General features: G+C 64.2%; 15 protein-coding genes. 4 read left to right on the top strand and 11 right to left on the bottom strand.

Annotated features, from left to right (window positions below; translation table 11 throughout):
* Window positions 1-32 precede the first annotated feature (32 nt).
* The 4 genes from AC6I6L_RS03215 to lrpA1 form a co-directional block, all read right to left on the bottom strand.
* Window positions 33-956, bottom strand: a complete 924-nt coding sequence (locus tag AC6I6L_RS03215) for a DMT family transporter (protein WP_497916272.1) — start codon at window positions 954-956, stop codon at window positions 33-35.
* A 136-nt stretch (window positions 957-1,092) separates the two neighbouring features.
* Entirely contained in the window at window positions 1,093-1,713 is a 621-nt protein-coding gene (locus tag AC6I6L_RS03210) for a nitrous oxide reductase accessory protein NosL (protein WP_497916271.1), read from the bottom strand.
* Between the two features lie 120 nt (window positions 1,714-1,833).
* Window positions 1,834-2,325, bottom strand: coding sequence for an SRPBCC family protein (locus AC6I6L_RS03205; protein WP_497916270.1), 492 nt, complete (start codon window positions 2,323-2,325; stop codon window positions 1,834-1,836).
* 204 nt (window positions 2,326-2,529) lie between these two features.
* Window positions 2,530-2,958: an HTH-type transcriptional regulator LrpA1 gene (gene lrpA1 / locus AC6I6L_RS03200; RefSeq protein ID WP_497916269.1), complete on the bottom strand. Its 429-nt coding sequence runs from the start codon at window positions 2,956-2,958 to the stop codon at window positions 2,530-2,532.
* Window positions 2,959-3,265: 307 nt separating this feature from the next.
* Here lrpA1 and AC6I6L_RS03195 point away from each other — a divergent pair, with 307 nt between their 5' ends.
* The gene (locus AC6I6L_RS03195) at window positions 3,266-3,598 is read left to right on the top strand and encodes a hypothetical protein (protein WP_497916268.1); all 333 of its coding nucleotides are present in this window, start codon (window positions 3,266-3,268) and stop codon (window positions 3,596-3,598) included.
* Window positions 3,599-3,719: 121 nt separating this feature from the next.
* On the opposite strand, the gene AC6I6L_RS03190 is transcribed toward AC6I6L_RS03195, so the two are convergent.
* Together AC6I6L_RS03190 and AC6I6L_RS03185 are read right to left on the bottom strand one after the other, a co-directional pair.
* Window positions 3,720-4,655, bottom strand: a complete 936-nt coding sequence (locus AC6I6L_RS03190) for a thiamine pyrophosphate-dependent enzyme (protein WP_497916267.1) — start codon at window positions 4,653-4,655, stop codon at window positions 3,720-3,722.
* 3 nt (window positions 4,656-4,658) lie between these two features.
* Window positions 4,659-6,569, bottom strand: a complete 1,911-nt coding sequence (locus tag AC6I6L_RS03185; RefSeq protein WP_497916266.1) for a 2-oxoacid:acceptor oxidoreductase subunit alpha — start codon at window positions 6,567-6,569, stop codon at window positions 4,659-4,661.
* A gap of 324 nt (window positions 6,570-6,893) precedes the next feature.
* Here AC6I6L_RS03185 and lipP1 point away from each other — a divergent pair, with 324 nt between their 5' ends.
* Together lipP1 and AC6I6L_RS03175 are read left to right on the top strand one after the other, a co-directional pair.
* On the top strand, window positions 6,894-7,835 hold the full coding sequence (lipP1, locus tag AC6I6L_RS03180) for a LipP1 family hormone-sensitive lipase (RefSeq protein WP_497916265.1): 942 nt from the start codon (window positions 6,894-6,896) through the stop codon (window positions 7,833-7,835).
* A 493-nt stretch (window positions 7,836-8,328) separates the two neighbouring features.
* Window positions 8,329-9,837, top strand: a complete 1,509-nt coding sequence (locus AC6I6L_RS03175; RefSeq protein WP_497916264.1) for an E3 binding domain-containing protein — start codon at window positions 8,329-8,331, stop codon at window positions 9,835-9,837.
* Between the two features lie 38 nt (window positions 9,838-9,875).
* On the opposite strand, the gene AC6I6L_RS03170 is transcribed toward AC6I6L_RS03175, so the two are convergent.
* From AC6I6L_RS03170 to AC6I6L_RS03160, 3 genes are read right to left on the bottom strand one after another with little or no spacing between them, the layout of a single operon-like run.
* The gene (locus tag AC6I6L_RS03170; RefSeq protein ID WP_497916263.1) at window positions 9,876-10,895 is read right to left on the bottom strand and encodes an NAD(+)/NADH kinase; all 1,020 of its coding nucleotides are present in this window, start codon (window positions 10,893-10,895) and stop codon (window positions 9,876-9,878) included.
* 40 nt (window positions 10,896-10,935) lie between these two features.
* Window positions 10,936-11,943, bottom strand: coding sequence for an alpha-ketoacid dehydrogenase subunit beta (locus AC6I6L_RS03165; RefSeq protein WP_497916262.1), 1,008 nt, complete (start codon window positions 11,941-11,943; stop codon window positions 10,936-10,938).
* Complete coding sequence (locus AC6I6L_RS03160; RefSeq protein ID WP_497916261.1) at window positions 11,940-12,986, bottom strand: thiamine pyrophosphate-dependent dehydrogenase E1 component subunit alpha; 1,047 nt, start codon at window positions 12,984-12,986, stop codon at window positions 11,940-11,942. The genes AC6I6L_RS03165 and AC6I6L_RS03160 overlap by 4 nt, the downstream gene beginning before the upstream one ends.
* 130 nt (window positions 12,987-13,116) lie before the next feature.
* Between AC6I6L_RS03160 and AC6I6L_RS03155 the strand changes: the two genes are divergently transcribed.
* On the top strand, window positions 13,117-14,190 hold the full coding sequence (locus AC6I6L_RS03155; RefSeq protein ID WP_497916260.1) for a 2,3-butanediol dehydrogenase: 1,074 nt from the start codon (window positions 13,117-13,119) through the stop codon (window positions 14,188-14,190).
* Between the two features lie 49 nt (window positions 14,191-14,239).
* Here the strand turns inward: AC6I6L_RS03155 and aroC are convergent, their stop codons facing one another.
* Together aroC and AC6I6L_RS03145 are read right to left on the bottom strand one after the other, a co-directional pair.
* The gene (aroC, locus tag AC6I6L_RS03150) at window positions 14,240-15,391 is read right to left on the bottom strand and encodes a chorismate synthase (protein WP_497916259.1); all 1,152 of its coding nucleotides are present in this window, start codon (window positions 15,389-15,391) and stop codon (window positions 14,240-14,242) included.
* 261 nt (window positions 15,392-15,652) lie between these two features.
* Window positions 15,653-16,921 carry an alkaline phosphatase family protein gene (locus tag AC6I6L_RS03145; RefSeq protein WP_497916258.1) on the bottom strand — a complete coding sequence of 423 codons (1,269 nt, stop codon included), beginning with the start codon at window positions 16,919-16,921 and terminating at the stop codon, window positions 15,653-15,655.
* Window positions 16,922-17,030 lie beyond the last annotated feature (109 nt).

Here is a 17,030-nt window from a genome sequence, read left to right as displayed (position 1 = left end):
GGACCCGACGAACCAGTGTGACGACAGGCCCGTCAGTCATCCAGCGCCGACGCGTCGTCCGGCCCACGCCGTCGCTCCCGTTCGATCGTCGTGACGTAAATTCCCGCGAGGACAATCAGGCCGCCGAGTACCGTGATCGTGTCGGGCATTTCGGCAAGCAAGACGAGCGCGAGCAGTGTCGCACCCACGGGTTCGCCGAGCCACGCGACGCTCACGACGACCGACTCGAGGTGTTCTAACACCCAGTTGATGATCGTGTGGCCCAGAATACCGGGACCGACGGCCAGTCCGAGAAAGAGCAACCACTCGCGGGGCGGATGGGCGAGATAGGAGTGACCCTGCACACCGACGAGCAGACAGAGCGCCAGCGTACAGGCCGTGTAGACGACCGTCACGTACGGAAACAGCGAGACGCGCTGGCGGATCGATCGGCCGGCGAGGACGTACCCCGCGACGGTGAGCGCGCCGAGCAACGCCAGGGAGTTACCGTACAGCGTCGCGTCCGAGATCGGTGCCTGGCCGGCCCCGCCGAACGACATCGCCGTGGCTCCGACGATCGCGATCGCGATGCCGGCGATCGTCTCCCGAGAGACGCGTTCTCCGACGAGAAGTCCGGCCCCGAGCGCGACGAAAATCGGCTGGCTCTGAGCGAGCGTAACGCTCGCGGCGACGCTCGTGTGATTTAAACTCTCGAACCAGGCGGCGAAGTGAACCGCGAGCGCAACGCCGGCGACGATCGCAAACCCGAGGTCGGTCCTCGAGAGCCGACCGAACTCCTCCCGGTGGAACACCAGGGCGACCGGCGCGACCAGCGCCGTAGTAAACAGCACCCGATAGAAGGCCGCAACGGAACTCGGAGCCGTACTCCAGCGAACGAGAATCGCACCGGTGCTGGCGGCGAAGACGGCGATCGCCAGTGCGGCGACCGGGGTCACGTCGAGATCCAACTGCTTCACGCCTCGCTCAACACAGCGATCGGGCAAACGCGTTCCGAAACTCGTGGCGCTATCGAACAGCAGCCACCCGTCGCCCGCAACTCCAGTTGGCACTCCTCCCCTGTCACTCCGGTCACGGCCCGCCGCTTACCGCCCGCTACTCCTCGGGAATCCGATTACCGCGGTAGATCGCGGCGATCTCCCGATCGACGGACTCGAGGTCGACGATGTCGTCTTCGGTGAGGTCCTCGGCGTCCCACTCGTCGAGATAGGCCACGGCGTCGTCGTGGTCCTCGAACGGCCGGGGGTTGAGGCCCATGACCTCCTCGGGGACCGGTTCGTCGTCGGTGACGAGGACGTACGACGCCTCGAACCCGTCGACGAGGTCCCCCGATCCGAAATCGGTCACCCACGCGGCGGTGATCTCCGACTCGGTCGGCGGCGCGACGTAGTACGCGAACAGACAACCGGGAGTATCGAACGCCGCACCCTGGCCGTCGTCGTGGGCCAACTGGGCCCGCCACTGGGGGTAGTCCCTCGGAATCATATTACAGACCGGGCAGTTGTGTTCTCCGGTAAACTCGAGCGGTTCGTCGCCGGGATGCTCGAGGTCAGTCTCGAACGGATGGCTGTCGTCGTTCGCACCACCGTTCGACCCCTGCTCACTCGCGTCGCCGCCGTCGCCACCGAGACAGCCCGCGAGGCCGATCGCCGATCCGGTTCCGACGACGCCGATGAACCGGCGGCGATCGATCGACTGTCTCTCGTGTTCGTTCATCTCGTTCGAGGCTAGCGGCTACGGCGTCAAAACGGCCGTGGTTCGGTTTTCGAATTGGGTCGCCCGTGTCTCTCTCGGTGCCGTTCAGATGGCGTGAGCTGGCGATCCTGCAGCCACTGCTCACTCGAGCAGCGCTTTAGTGGCCCGGTGGCGCTCGCGAAACATCTTCTCGAAACCGACCTGTGAAAACGGTGTCGCCGCGACGCTGATTCCGCCGAGACGAGCGGCGAGTGGCAGTTCGTAATCGACGTGATCACGCAAGACCGTCCGTTCTCCGTCGGAGAAAAACGAATGGGTGTGGACCCACCGGTCGAACGGCCCGTGAACCATCTCGTCGCGAAAATACGCCGATCCCACCTCGCGTTCGCGCTCCGTAATCACTGACGTCCAGTGGTGGCGAGGCCCGACGCCAAACGGCCGAATCGAAAGATCGATCTCCGATCCTGCCTCGAGCCGATCGGGCCACGACTCCCCGTCAGGGCCGATGACCGACTCGACGCGCAGTCCCATCCACGACGGCGTCAGCGCTTCGAGTCCGTCGATCCCGGCGTGAAACTCCCAGACTTCTTCGAGTGGCGCTCTAACGATCGTCTCGCGGTCGTACGACGGCATACCCGTTGGTACGCTGGCAGGTCAGAAAAGACCGCGGGCTTCATACGTCGATCGAAACTGATTCTCCCGGCAACGGATCGCATCCGTCGTCGTGGGAGTCGTCCACGACAGGGGGGACGTCCCGAAACACGAGGAAAAACGGGTCAGGACCCATGGTGTACGAACTGGGATCGGATGCCGGTCGACGCCGATCGCGCACCACTACTACTTGAGCCGCTCTTGCAAGAACGACGGGTGTGCTGCGGTTACGCCGTCGATTTCGAGCAGTTCATTCGAGATGATTTCGCCGACCTCGTCGCCGTTTGCGGCCCGGAGTTCGGCCATCAGCATGTGATCGCCACTCGAACTGTACAACGCCTCGATCTCGTCGAGTTCCTTGAGCGCTTTCGTCGCCTCCACGTAGCGCTCGCTGGCGACGTCGATTCCGACGAGCGCGATCGTCTTGCTCGATAGCTTCTTGGGGTCGACATCGGCCGAGTAGCCCACGATGACGCCCTCTGATTCGAGCTGGTTGATGTACTTTCTGACTGTCGGTTTCGAGACGTTCGCCCGATCGGCAATCTCGGAATAGGAGGCCTGTGCATCCTCCTCGAGAACTTCGAGGATGCGATCTTCCGTTGCCTGGGTGCTCATATCATCTAGTTTTGCTCGGACGGGAAAATATCTTTTGTATACGAAAACGTCGGATCTCCTACCGAAGGCAGGCGTGTGAGACCGGAATAGCGCTGGAAAAACGAGGGGGTCACGTTCGAGTGTCAGTCCCAGTACCCCGACCGACGGCCAGCCAGGCTTCGCTGATGACCGGTCCATCTTCACCGGTGTCGTCAGGTTAATTTCTCGGTGGCCGCTTGCGGTGTTGCGCCTCGATCGGATAGTCGCTGCCTCTCCCCGTCCGATCGTCGGACTTATTCGCTCACTCGACTGAGTACCCGGAAACGAAATGGTCGATTTCAATCTCATCAGCGGTGGCGTCTGGCTCGTCTGCGGGCTGTTTATTTGTTATCTCGCGTTTCTAATCGGCGTTCGCGGCCGAGCGGACCTCCACTCTCACTACGACGAGTCGGTCGATCCGACGTACGTCTCGCGGTGGGCCGGCGGGACGGCGATGGTGATGGGGATTCTCACCGTCGCGTACGCGGTCCGCGAGATGCTCTTTGGGTTCCAGCCGTTCGCCCTCGGCGGACTGGTCGTCACGCTACTCGTCCTGAGCTACGTCAGCAAACTGTTCGCCCGCGGCGTCGGCTACCGCGGTCCGGACGAGTCGGACTCCTGACCGACCGCTGCACGCTGATCGAACGCAATCTCTCGATCGCGCACCGACCCGATCGCTGGTTGGTGGTAACGAGAGAGCGAAGAGGAGAACAGAGATTCCGTCGCAGGTGAAGCCGAACGCGCTACTTGTGTCGATCGAACAGGTCGTAGCTGCGCTCCCACTCGGCGTCGTCGTCGAAGTAGCGCTCGGCGAGTGGCTGGTCGGGCAGTTCGCCGACTGCGGACTTCTCTTCCTGGTAGGACGGGCGGTCCTCGTCGACGTAGTACCGACCGGTCAGGACCGTCCCCTCGTTGAGGACGTCTTCGGTCTCGTACATCATCTCGGCCGCCTCGCGGCGGTCGTGGATGTCGTGGTCGTAGTCGTCGGACTCCTGGATGTCGATGTAGGGGACGTACTGTCGGGCGTCCTTGTTCCAGGTCGGACACTGCGTCAGGAAGTCGATGTGTGCGAAGCCGTCGTGTTCGATCGCTTCCTTGATGATCTCTTTGGCCTGGTTCGGGTTGACCGCGGCGGTGCGGGCGATGTAGCTCGCACCGGAGGTCAGCGACAGCGACAGCGGTCGCAGTGGGGTCTTCGCGCTTCCCGACGGCTGGGTCTTTGACTTGTGGCCCTTGGGACTGGTCGGTGAGGTCTGGCCTTTCGTCAGGCCGAAGATCTCGTTGTTGAACACGATGTAGGTCATATCGTGGTTCTCCCGGGCCGTGTGGATGAAGTGATTGCCGCCGATCCCGTATCCGTCGCCGTCACCGCCGGCGGCGATGACTTCGAGGTCGGTGTTCGCCAGCTTTGCCGCGCGGGCGACCGGCAGCGATCGGCCGTGGATCGTGTGGAAGCCGTACGTGTCGAGGTAGCTGTTCAACTTGCCCGAACAGCCGATCCCGGTGACCGTCAGCACTTCCTCGGGCGTCTTGCCGACTTCCGGCAGCGCCTGCTTCAGCGCCTTCAGGACGCCGAAGTCGCCACAGCCCGGACACCAGGTTGGCTGCGGTTCGACACCGGGCGTGTACTCGTCCCGGTCGATCTCTCGCTCCTCTCCGATCGCGTTGAATGCACTCATGGATTAGTCACCTGCTGCGGGTTCGATTCGTACCTGTGCGGACGGTTCGCGGTCCTCGTCGGCGATGTTGACCTCGTAGCCTTCGACGACCTCTGCAGGTTCGAACGGGTTCCCGTTGTACTTGAGGAGACTGGTCATCTTCTCGCCGAAGCGGCCGAGTTCCTTCTGGATGAGGCCGCGGAACTGGGCGGTGGCGTTCATTTCGACGACCATCGCCTCGTCGACGCTTTCGAGGAATTCGGTCATCTCGGCTTCGGGGAACGGCATCATGTCGGAGACGGTGATTCCTTTGACGGAGTGACCGTTCTCGTTCAGGCGGGACACGGCCTCGGCGACCGCGCCGTGGCTCGACCCCCAGGTGATGATGCCGTACTCGGCGTCGTCGTCGCCGTAGTAGGTCTGATTCGAGGGGTACTCCTCGTCGAGTGCCTCGCGGATATCGTCGAGTTTCTCGATTCGCCGCTCCATCTGGAAGACCCGGTTGTCGGGGTCCTCCTCGATGTGTCCGACCGGGCTGTGTTCGTTCCCGGTCGCGAGGTAGCGTCCACCTTTCTGGCCGGGCAGCGATCGCGGACTAACGTTGCTGCCGCTGTCGCTGTCAGGTCCGTACTGGAAGCGCTTGAACTTCCCACTCGCGTCGTGGGCGGCCTCTTCGAGTTCCTCCTCGGTGAGCGTCGTTCCGAGTCCCGGTTCCGGATCGCGGTCGAAGAACTCGACGTCGACGTTCTTGTTCTCGCCGGAGAGCTTCTGGTCGTAGATGATGATCGTCGGGATCTGGTACTCCCAGGCGATGTCGAAGGCGAGGCGCGTCTGTTCGTACGCCTCTTCGATGTTACCCGGTGCGAAGACGACTCGCGAGGAGTCGCCCTGGCTCGTATAGAGGACGAACTCGAGGTCGCCCTGCTCGGGCTTGGTCGGCAGCCCGGTCGACGGGCCGGCGCGCATCGACTCGACGAGGACGAGCGGCGTCTCGGTCATCTCTGCGAGACCGAGCGGTTCGCTCATCAGCGCGAAGCCACCGCCGGAGGATCCGGACATGGCCTTCGCGCCGGCGTGGCTCGCACCGAGTGCGAGTGCCGCGGCGGCGATCTCGTCTTCGACCTGTTCGGAGACGCCTCCCATGTCGGGGAAGTTCTGGCTGAGGATGGTGAAGACGTCCGTCCACGGCGTCATCGGGTAGCCCGCGATGAAGCGACAGCCACCGTCGATCGCGCCGTAGGCGATCGCGTTCGAGCCCGAGAGCAGTGCCTGCTCGGTCTCGTGTTCGCCCGTTGGGGCACGAAGGTCGTGCTCGAAGTCGTACTCCTCTTTGGTCATCTCGTAGGCGTCGTGGAGAATCGTCAGGTTCGCCTCGAGAATGTCGCCGGACATGGCGTCTTCCATCAGGTCCTCGATGTGCTCGAGGTCCATGTCCAGCAGGGCCGCCGTGACGCCCACGCCGGCCGTGTTGCGCATGACTTCGCGACCGTGTTCCTTGGCGAGACTGCGCAGATCGATCGGGAACACGTGCCAGTTGTTCTCCTCGGCACGCTCCTCGAGATTGAGCGCTTCGACGTCTTCCTCGTCGATGAGCCCTTCGTCGTAGACGATGATTCCGCCCTCGCGGAGTTCGTCCAGGTTCTCCGAGAGCGGTTTGATCTCCTCGTTGCCGTAGAAGGCTTCTTCCTGTGGATTCCGGGCGAAGGAGTCACCCAGCGAGAGCAGGAAGTTGTAACCGTCTCCTCGTGACTGTACTTCGTCCGCTGCGGCTCGGATTTCGACGTACGTGTGGCCACCGCGAATCCGCGATGGATAGTGGCGGTGTGTAAATACGTCGAGCCCCGAACGCATCAGCGCTTTTGCGAAATTCTGACTCGTCGAGTCGATTCCGTCTCCGGAACCCCCTGCGATTCGCCAGATGAGTTCGTCGCTCATGGGTAAATCTGTGGCCGGTGGGCCAACTGTACCCAAAATTCGGGCCACCGAACCTAAAGCCTTTGCTATACATTACCATGCATCTATCGTGAAGAATGAACAACCATCCAATTTTCGGGAGTGTCAGCACGAATTTGCACTCAATGATCATTAATAACTCGTGCGATCACCGATCGGGCCGTTCGGCTGGGGCGATCAGGGCGGATCGCACGACACGACCGTAAATTGACGAATTTTTCCGTTGCCCGTCCCAATAGAGCATGATCGCCTTGACCAACACGACCGGAGAGTTATGCCGACGCGTGTGGTTAGTGTGCTCATACCATGTCTATCACGCTCGACTCACAGGTCGAAACCTTCCTCCACGAACTGTCGGACCGTGGATTACCGCCGCTGTATCGACTGCCGCTCGAGGATGCTCGTCGGACGTACCGCCAGCTTACCGTTTACGACGACTTCACCGATTCGGTCGGTTCCGTAACGGATCGAACGATTCCGGGACCGGCTGGCGAAATTCCCGTGCGGATATACGCGCCAGCGGGGTCGGGACCGTTCCCGCCGCTCGTGTTCTTCCACGGTGGCGGATGGATACTCGGAGACCTCGACACCCACGATGCGCTCTGTCGAGCGCTCACGAACGCGACCCAGTGCGTCGTCGTCGCAGTCGACTACCGACTTGCACCCGAACATCGGTTTCCCGCGGCACTCGAGGACTGTTATGCGGCGACGTGCTGGATCGCAGATCACGCCGAGACGATCGATGCCACGCCGGGAGCGTTGGCCACCTGCGGGGAGAGCGCCGGCGGAACGCTCGCTGCGGGGGTGGGACTGCTCGCTCGCGATCGAGACGGGCCCGAGATCGACCAGCAGACGCTCATTTATCCGCCGACGAACTACGCGTTCGAGACGGACTCCTACGAGGAAAATGCTCAGGGATACTTCCTGACCCGAGAGGACATGAAGCGGTTCTGGAACGGCTACCTTCGGAGCGAACTGGACGGCCGCCACCCGTACGCGTCGCCGCTTCGCGCACATCGCCTCGACGATATGCCACCGTCGCTCATCGTCACCGCCGGGTTCGATCCCGTCCGCGACGACGGACGCGCGTTCGCAAACCGTCTCGAAAGCGCAGGCGTCCAGACGACCCTCACCGAATACGACGAGATGATCCACGGCTTCCTCCCGATGCTGATCGATCCGGAACTCGATCGCGCACGGGAGGCGATCGAGACGATCGGCGATGAGATTCGGAACGCGGTTGGGTAAACGCATTCGATACCGAGCACAACCAGCAGTCCCCGACGGAAATCGGCGGCGTCACTCGTGTACAGGCGGCCGTCGATCGCCGGCGAAATCGGCGCAGCAGGGCACACCCATTACGGTGAACCCGGTCTGTCCAGGGATCGTCGAGACGCCGGTGTTGGAGAACACGCTGACGCCGGCGCTCGACCAGTCGTACGAGGAGATCGATCGACGCGGCGATTCCGATGGGGCGCGATCAGGATCCGGGGACATGGGTCGGCCGTGGTCTTCCTGGCGGAGAACCGGAACAGTATGGGCGAGTCCATCGTCGTTGACGGTGGAATCCTCCAGAACGGTATCTGAGGGCCTTCCAGATGGCCGCGGGTACCACATTCGGTCCGCCCCGGTTTGGCGCGGTTTACCCCACGCCGAACGAAACCCGAGTCGGCGGAAACCAGGCGGAAACCGGGTGACGGGAGATACGCTTTAGTGACGGCGCGTGATCCGTACTGGTATCATGGGGTACGTTATCAAGATGCCCAAACTTGGTCTCGAGATGGAACGTGGCGTCGTTCTCGGGTGGGACGTCGCCGCCGGCGACGCCGTCGAGGAGGGCGACTCCCTCGTCGAGGTCGAATCCGAAAAGAGCATCGGTGAGGTCGACGCTCGCGAGGCCGGAGAAATTCGGCGGATCTACGTCGAGGAGGACGAGGAGGTACCGCCGGGAACGCCGATCGGCATCCTCGCGCCAGCGGACGAGGACGTTTCGGCGCTCGAAGACGAGGCCGAGGGCGAACTCGCGGACGCGGCACCCGATTTAGCACCGGGCGAAGCCGCCGCCGGAGAAACGGGGGCGACTGTGGAAGGCGAGACTGAGGCCGCCGCCGAGACCGGTGGTGCTGAGACGGCGACTGCCGAGACAGCGACTGGAGAGAGTCCCGCACAAGCCACCGGCACGGAAGGGAGGACGATCGGAGCGGAAGGCGAGCCAACGAGATCGGAGGCAGCCGGAGACGTCAAGGCCTCGCCTCGTGCGCGAAAGCGCGCGACGGAACTCGGTGTTTCACTCGCCACGATCGACGGAACGGGACCGATGGGATCGATCTCCGAGTCGGATGTCGAAGCCGCCGCCGAGTCCGCAGGCGAAACGGAGACGGGAGCCGCCGAGTCCGGCGCGAGCGAGGAAGTCAAAGCTTCTCCCCGCGCCAGAAAGCGGGCGGAAGAACTCGGGGTAGACCTGACGACCGTCGACGGAACGGGACCGATGGGATCGATCTCCGAGTCGGATGTCGAAGCCGCCGCCGAAGCCGCTCCGAGCGGTGTAGAACCCCGCGTCGAACTGCCGCCGGAATCCGAGGACGTTGCGGGTGTCCGGTGGATCAGTCCCGGGGATCCGCTAACGGACCAGTATCACCGGACGAGCGCCGTCGCACCGCCGGCGGCCGCGACCGCACTGGTAGAGGCGATCGAGGCGATTCGATCGGCTTTCGAGGAGTCCGTCACCATGACCGACGTGCTCGTCGTTCTCGCAGCCGCGACGCTGGCCGACCACGCCGTACTGAACGGCACGTACGCGGAGGCGACCCACCAGGTCAGGGCGGACCAACAAATCGCGCTCGTCGCAGATACCGACGGCGAGCCGGTTTCAGTCGTGATTTCGGACGCCCAGAACCGATCGTTGACGGACGTCCTCGAGGCGAGACAGGACGTCGACGGCGGTAGCGGCGCAGACCCGACGACGGAACACGAGCGGGCGACGTTCACCGTCACAAACGCGGCAGAGACCGACGGCAATGGCCGACTGATCAATCCACCCGCCGTCGCGACGTTGCAGGTCGATCCGACGGGCCAGCGGGCGGTTCCAGGCGGCGACGATGTCACCTTCCAACCGCTCGTCGTGGCGACGGTAACGTACGACGCCCGCGCGATCGGGGCGACCGAGGCGACCGCCTTCCTCGATGGATTCTTCAAGCGGGCCGAAAACGCGTCGGAACTCGTCCTCGAGTCGTATCGCGGCCGGGAGTAGCACGGGACCGTATCGGGACCGCGACTCGCGAGAGAGGGTTAGAACTCGTCGACCGTCGCCGCCCCCCGAGCCAGCACGCCCGCCTCGGCTGCCGCGCCCAGTGCGGTGTCGACGTCGACGAGACGCGGCCCGTCCGGAAGCGGCGTGATCTCGACCGTCCCGTCCACGAGTTCGAGTTCGCGCTCGCCGTCCGCGCCGACGACGCCGTCGGCTACCTCGAACGTGACGGGCTCACCCCAGTCGAGTCGCTCGTAGGCGGCGATGCCGATCGACGCCGTCATTCCGGGTGCGACGATAGCCGACACCGATCGATCGGTCGTTTCCGGATCACCCAGTCGGAGTGCGACACCGCCGGGTGCATCGGGGGCGAGCGGCCCCAGACTGCCCGCGATACAGCCGAGTCCGATGTCGCTCGGATGGGCCCGGGAGACGACGCCGCCGATCAGTTCGGACGGGTCGATGACGGCACGCGTGCCGACGAACGGACGGTCCGTGATCTCGACCGCCGCCAGCCCGGTGAGACGCTTCTCGCCGGTGACGTCGTCCGCTCGAACCTCGATTCTGCCGTGGCGATCGGTAACGCCCTCGACACCGACGGCATCCGTCGCGACCGCGGCTGCCGTCGCCCCGGCAACCGTCCCATCGACGGGCGTCGGGACCACGTTGTTCGTTCCCGTCGAGACGGAGACGATCGGGACGTCGCCGGCTTCGAGTGAGACGTCGCGGGTCGTCCCGTCACCGCCGAGGACGACGATGGCGTCAGCGTGCTCGCGGAAGTACGCGGCCGCTCGACGGGTGTCGGCGGCTGACTCCTCGATCTGCATCTCCACTGGCTCGATCGCGACCTCGTCGGGAGCCTCAGCGATCGCGTGCTCTGCAATGCCGGTTTTGTCGGGCATGATCGCGACGGCGGGCGGGTCGGCCACGACGGAGAGACCCTCGAGAACGCACTCGGCGACGCGGCGCTTGGCGTAGTTGTCGACGACGCTCGCACCGCCGGTGAGGCGGCGGATGTCGCGGCCGGCCGCCGGATTCACGACGAGTCCGACGCGGCTCACGCGCCGGCCCCGCCACGCAACTCGGTCGTCGCGCCCATTATTAGGTGATCAGCTCGATCGCGTCCCGAACGTCGTCGCCGTCGGGAAGAACTTCCTGCTCGAGCGGGGGGCTAAACGGCATGTGCGTGTCCGGCGTGCCGACTCGCTGGATCGGCGCGTCGAGGCTGAAGAAGGCTTCCTCCTGGACGCGGCTGACGATCTCCGCGTGGGTACCGTACGAGAGCGGGCTCTCGTCTGCGACGACGAGGCGTCCGGTCTTTTGGACGCTCTCGACGATCGTCTCCGTATCGAGCGGGTACAGCGACCGCGGGTCGATGACCTCGACGCTCACGTCGTTCGCCAGGCTGTCGGCGGTTTGCAGCGATTCCCCGACCAACCGCTGGGTCGCGACGACGGTCACGTCCTCGCCCTCGCGTTCGACCGCGGCCTCCCCGAGCGGAACCGTGAACTCCTCGTCGGTGGGGACGTCGCCCTGTTGCTCGTAGATCATCTTGTTCTCGAAGACGAACACCGGGTCGTCCGACCGGATCGCGGCTTTGGTCAGCCCCTTCGCGGCGGCGGCCGTTCCCGGCGCGACGGCGTACAGTCCGGGGAAGTGGGCGATCCAGGCGTGGATCGTCCCGGAGTGCTGGCTGGCTGCGCCCATGCCGCCGCCTTCGGTCGTACGGACGGTGACGGGCATCTCGGTCTTCCCGCCGAACATGTAGCGCATCTTCGCCATCTGGTTCATGATCTGTTCCATCGAGACGCCCATGAAATCGGAGAACATGATCTCGACGACCGGCCGGGTACCCGTTGCAGCGGCACCCGTCGCAGCACCCACGAAGCCGGCCTCGCTGATGGGCGTGTCTCGAACGCGCTCCTCTCCGAACTCCTCGTAGAGATCGCCGGTGACCTCGAGGACGCCGCCGAACAGGCCGACGTCCTCGCCCATCACGTAGACATCCTCGTCGCGGCGCAGTTCCTCGCGAAGCGCCAGCCTGATCGCTTCGCGGACGGTCATCGCTTCTGTCTCGCCGAGTTCTTCGAGTTGTGCCTGTGCGGTCATCGTCGGTCACCTCCGAGCGACCCGCCGTCGGCACGCGCCTGACTGGCAAAGCGCTCGATTTCGGGGGGCATCTCCGCGAACATATCCTCGTAGGCCTCGCTCGGCTCCGGCAGCGGGGCGTCCTGTGCGTAGGCGATCGCGTCGTCGATCGTGACTTCGACCTCCTCGCGCAGGTCGTTGAGTTCGTCCGCAGTCAGTTCGCCGCGATCGATAAGTCGATCGGCAAAGCGGTCGATCGGGTCGCGGTCTTTCCACGTCTGGAGTTCGTCTTCGTCTCGGTACGGTTCCTCGTCGCCCTCGTAGTGGCCGCGATAGCGGTAGGTTTTGGCCTCGACGATCGTCGGCCCGTCGCCGTTTTGCGCGCGCTTTCGGGCTTGTTCGACGGCTTCAGCGACTGCGGTGACGTCCATGCCATCTACCGTGACGCCGGGAATATCGTACGCGCTGGCGGTATCACTCAGGCTGTCGACGTTGTGCTGTTTTTCGACCGGCGTCGCCTCGCCGTAGTGGTTGTTCTCGATGACGAACACCGCCGGCAGGTCCCAGGTCGAGGCGAGGTTGATCGCCTCGTGAACCTGTCCCTGTGCGACGGCACCGTCGCCGAGGAAGCCGACGGCGATCTGATCGCGATCCTGGTAGTCGATCGAAAGCGCGGCACCGGTCGCCATCGGCGGCCCCGCGCCGACGATACCGTTGGCGCCGAGCATTCCGGAGTCGACGTCCGCGATGTGCATCGAACCGCCTTTTCCGTTGCAGTAGCCGTCGGCCTTGCCGAACAGTTCGGCCATCATCAATTTCGGGTCCAGCCCCTTGGCGATGCAGTGGCCGTGGCCCCTGTGTGTGCTCGCGATGTAATCGTCGGGTTCGAGTGCCGCACAGGTCCCGACGCCGACCGCCTCTTCACCGATATACAGGTGGACGAAGCCCGGAATCTCGCCGTCTGCGAAGTAGTCCCCCGCGGTCGAGTCGAACTCGCGTATCGTCAGCATCCGACGGAGGGCCTCTCGTCTCCCGTCTTCGGTGTCAAGCGTGTACTCAGACATGCGCCACACGTTACCACGAACCACGGTATAATGATAACGATTAATTCGGCATTACTCTGATGAGCACCCGGTTACCGCCTCTGCTAGCGAGGACTCATTTAATATCTCGCTTGGTGTGAGGGCAGATGACATGCTCGCAGCACGCTATCACGGACGCGAGGACATCCGCGTCGAAGACATCGACGAACGGGGCGTCGGCGCGACACAGGTTCGAATCGACATCGATTCGTGTGGCATCTGTGGGTCGGATCTCCACGAATACGCCGCCGGTCCGATTTTCGTTCCCGAAGACGATCCTCACCCAGTTTCCCAGGAGACGGCACCGATCAGGATGGGCCACGAGTTCAGCGGACTCGTCTCCGAAGTCGGTGACTCGGTAACGGACCTCCAACTGGGCGACGCCGTCGCGATCAACCCGATTCTCTACTGTGGAGAGTGTCGACAGTGCCGGGAAGGACACTACCATATTTGCGATTCGATCGGATTTGTCGGTCTCTCTGGTGGCAACGGCGGGTTTGCAGAGAGCGCCGTCCTCGACGCGGAACACGCCGTTCCGCTCGGCGACGACGTGCCGGTCGAACACGGGGCGCTGGTCGAACCGCTGGCCGTCGGCCTACACGCGGTCCGTCGGTCGGGGCTTCAGGCCGGCGACGCCGTCGCTGTGTTCGGCAGCGGACCGATCGGACTCGCGGTGATCCAGTGCGCTCGGGCGGCGGGTGCGGGGACGATATTCGTCTCCGAACCGCGAGACGCCAGGCGCGAACGCGCCGCCGACTGCGGTGCGGACGAACTCGTCGATCCCTCGACGACGGACGCGGTGGAGTACGTCACCTCGAACACCGACGGCGGGGTCGACGCCGCGTTCGAGGTCGCTGGCGTCGAGGCGTCGTTTAACGACGCCGTCGAGAGTACAGTTCCGAACGGCAAAACGACGGTCGTGAGCATCTGGGAGGAGGAAGTGAACACCCACCTGAACACCCTCGTCCTGGGCGAACGAACCGTCACCGGAACGCTCGCGTATCTGGGCGGCCCGCGCGCCGACGAGGAGTACGGCATGGTGATCGACATGCTCGCCGACGGACGGCTCGATCCGGAACCGTTCATCACCGGGCGAATCGGTCTCGACGCGATCGTCGACGACGGATTCGAGCGGCTGATCGATCCCGAGAGCGATCACGTAAAAATTCTGGTCAAACCGGATTAACGCGTCGGTTGATACCCGTTACCAGGCCGGCTACCGCTGGGAACGCTGTTTACTCGTTTCGCGGATTGCTCGGGTGGTAGTCAGTATCATATTCGCCGGGTTGTCCGTCGACTCGATCGGGGTTCATGCGACCTGACAGCAGCATGAAGTCGACGAGGGTAAGCGCGAGCATGGCTTCAACGACGGGGACGCCACGCGGCGGGAGGACGGGATCGTGGCGGCCGATGACCTTCTCCTCTTTGAGTTCGCCGGTTTCCCAGTCGGCGGTCTGCTGGGTCTTCGGGATCGAGGTCGGGGCGTGCAGGGTCACCTCGCCGTAGATCGGTTCGCCGCTCGAAATGCCACCCTGAATGCCGCCGTGGTCGTTCTCGACAGGCGTCGGATTCCCCTCCGAATCGAACTCCCAGTCGTCGTTTCGGTCTTTGCCGGTCCACTCCGCTGCCTCGGTTCCGAGACCGAACTCGAAAGCCGTCGTCGCCGGCACCGCCATCATCGCCTGCCCGAGTCGCGCAGAGAGGGAATCAAAACGAGGGGCACCGAGACCGACGGGGACCCCGCGGGCCTCGAAGTAGATGCTCCCGCCGATCGAGTCGCCTTCCTCCTGATAGTCTTCGATCAGGTCCTGCATCGCCGCGGCGCTTTCGGGGTGGGCACAGCGGACGTCGTTCTCCTCGCTGTGTTCGAGCAGGTCCTCGAAACTCACCTCGGGGGCCTCCACGTCTCCGATCTGGTTCACGTGCGCTTTCAGTTCGATTCCCTCGAGTGAGAGCAGTTTCTTCGCGACCGCGCCCGCCGCGACCCAGTTGACCGTTTCGCGGGCCGACGATCGCCCGCCGCCGCCCCAGTTGCGCGTGCCGAACTTCGCCGAGTAGGTGAAGTCGCCGTGGGACGGCCGCGGCGCGGTGATGAAGGGTTCGTACTTGCCCGATCGTGCGTCCTTGTTCTGGATGACCATCCCGATCGGCGTTCCGGTCGTGTAGCCGTCCTGAACGCCCGACTTGATCGAGACGGCGTCGGGTTCGCCGCGAGAGGTGGTGATCATCGACTGGCCGGGTTTCCGGCGATCGAGGTCTCCTTGAATGTCGTCTTCGGACAGTTCGAGACCGGCCGGACAGCCGGAGACGGTACAGCCCATCGCCTCTCCGTGGCTCTCACCGAAGGTGGTCACCTGAAAGAGACGACCGAAGCGATTGCCGTTCATTACGGCCCTCTCGGGGACGCGGACACTTAGCACTGCAGGATTCTCACGTCCCTTTTTCCACCGCGGGATCGCTCGCGCCGTTGAAAAGGCCGCCTCCGCGAACGTCGCCCGCTCCGGCGGTGAACCGCTCGCGGAGAGGCGCCCCTTCCCGGTTACGCCGCTACCCGCAGCTGAAGCTGTGAGTTTCAGCGCTGGCACTGGTGTTTCAGCGCTGCCATTCCGTGATACCGGTTTCGTCGGCCCCGCAATCTTCTGATCGGATCACTCCCGCAGCCGATCCATCCGACACGCCGCGAACGGTACCAGCATCTCCTCGCGGGTGAGCCCGCCGTGCATCCCGATCGACCTCATGGAGTCCCACCACACCCCCCGGTTACGGTGGACGGCGATCAGGTCGCCACAGCGACGGTCGAACGTCTCCGATGGCGTCCCCGGGCCGAACAGCCCGCGATCGAGCGCTTCCGTACGGGTGAACGTCCGGACGTCGAGGCGCGACTCGAGGCGGTCCCGGACGTCTTCGAGTCGGTCGGAGCGGACGTGAAAGTGGATGTTTCGCGGGCTGCCGGTCGGGAGGCGCGGGTTTCCCTCGTCGTCGCGCCGGAAGAATTCTCGGAGCGAGCCCCAGTCGTCCCACTCGCTCACCCGCACGTTCTCCTTCGGAACCGTATCGACGATTCCGTGGTCGGCGGTCACCAGCAGCAGAGTTCGCTCCGCCACGGCGGGGTCGAGACGGACGACCAGTTCTCGCCGCAGGCGATCGCAGATGGCCTCGAGGTTCGTCTCGTATCGTTCGGTCCCCGTCCCCTCGGCGTGGGAGATCGAGTCGATCGTCGGCTCGTACGCGTAGACGTACGTCCGCCCCGACGACTCCTCGAGCGTTCGCCGGATCGACAGCGCGAGGTCGGCCACCGTGTCGTAGCCGATGCGTTCTGCACCTTCGGTCGTCGCTCGCGTGTAGCCCGAATCGATGAACGTCGACGGCTGGATCGCAACGGAGTCGATCCCGGTCGCTCGAGCGCGGCCGTACAGCGACTCGCCTTCGAACAACTCTCGTGCCGACGACGACGGCGACGCCGTCTCGAGCGGATCGCCTTCGAGCGTCGTAAACGGCAACGTCTGGACGATCTGCCCGGCGGATTCGAGGTACTGGTCCCAGCCGAGCAACCCGTGTTCGATCGGTGGACGACCGGTGTGGATGGTCGTGATCGCCGCCGCCGTCTCGGAGGGGTAGATCGACGTTAGCGGCGTCACCGCTCCCCGATCGGTGAGCGCCGAGAGGAACTCGTACTCGCGGTGGTACCGCTGCCAGTGCTCGTAGCCGAACCCGTCCAGCAGAAAGAGCACGACGTTGTCGACGGCCGTCTCGACGCCGTCGAAGACGCCGGTGGGGAGCCGGCGATCGAACCCGTCGTCGAGCACCGACAGCGCCGTCTCGGGGACGTTCGCGAAGCAGTAGTCCTCGTACGACGGGAACCAGTAGTCGCCGTCCGCCCGATCGTCGAACGACGCCGCGATGCGGTCCTGCAGCATGATCTCGTCTACGAACTCGTGGGTGTAAAGTATCTCCCGAGCGTGCCATTCACACCCGGGGCGACCGACGATCGAGTCCGAGTGCGAGTGCGGGACAACACGCACTAGC

This window comes from Halosolutus sp. DAT137, from assembly GCF_059736405.1.
This window is presented reverse-complemented; position numbering and strand designations above follow the sequence as displayed.

Bases quoted from the DNA above. Each gene is read 5' to 3' on its own strand.
- AC6I6L_RS03210 (WP_497916271.1), bottom strand. From the start codon at position 1,713: ATGAACGAACACGAGAGACAGTCGATCGATCGCCGCCGGTTCATCGGC.
- AC6I6L_RS03205 (WP_497916270.1), bottom strand. From the start codon at position 2,325: ATGCCGTCGTACGACCGCGAGACGATCGTTAGAGCGCCACTCGAAGAA.
- lrpA1 (WP_497916269.1), bottom strand. From the start codon at position 2,958: ATGAGCACCCAGGCAACGGAAGATCGCATCCTCGAAGTTCTCGAGGAG.
- AC6I6L_RS03195 (WP_497916268.1), top strand. From the start codon at position 3,266: ATGGTCGATTTCAATCTCATCAGCGGTGGCGTCTGGCTCGTCTGCGGG.
- AC6I6L_RS03190 (WP_497916267.1), bottom strand. From the start codon at position 4,655: ATGAGTGCATTCAACGCGATCGGAGAGGAGCGAGAGATCGACCGGGAC.
- AC6I6L_RS03185 (WP_497916266.1), bottom strand. From the start codon at position 6,569: ATGAGCGACGAACTCATCTGGCGAATCGCAGGGGGTTCCGGAGACGGA.
- lipP1 (WP_497916265.1), top strand. From the start codon at position 6,894: ATGTCTATCACGCTCGACTCACAGGTCGAAACCTTCCTCCACGAACTG.
- AC6I6L_RS03175 (WP_497916264.1), top strand. From the start codon at position 8,329: ATGGGGTACGTTATCAAGATGCCCAAACTTGGTCTCGAGATGGAACGT.
- AC6I6L_RS03165 (WP_497916262.1), bottom strand. From the start codon at position 11,943: ATGACCGCACAGGCACAACTCGAAGAACTCGGCGAGACAGAAGCGATG.
- AC6I6L_RS03160 (WP_497916261.1), bottom strand. From the start codon at position 12,986: ATGTCTGAGTACACGCTTGACACCGAAGACGGGAGACGAGAGGCCCTC.
- AC6I6L_RS03155 (WP_497916260.1), top strand. From the start codon at position 13,117: ATGCTCGCAGCACGCTATCACGGACGCGAGGACATCCGCGTCGAAGAC.
- aroC (WP_497916259.1), bottom strand. From the start codon at position 15,391: ATGAACGGCAATCGCTTCGGTCGTCTCTTTCAGGTGACCACCTTCGGT.
- AC6I6L_RS03145 (WP_497916258.1), bottom strand. From the start codon at position 16,921: ATGCTGCAGGACCGCATCGCGGCGTCGTTCGACGATCGGGCGGACGGC.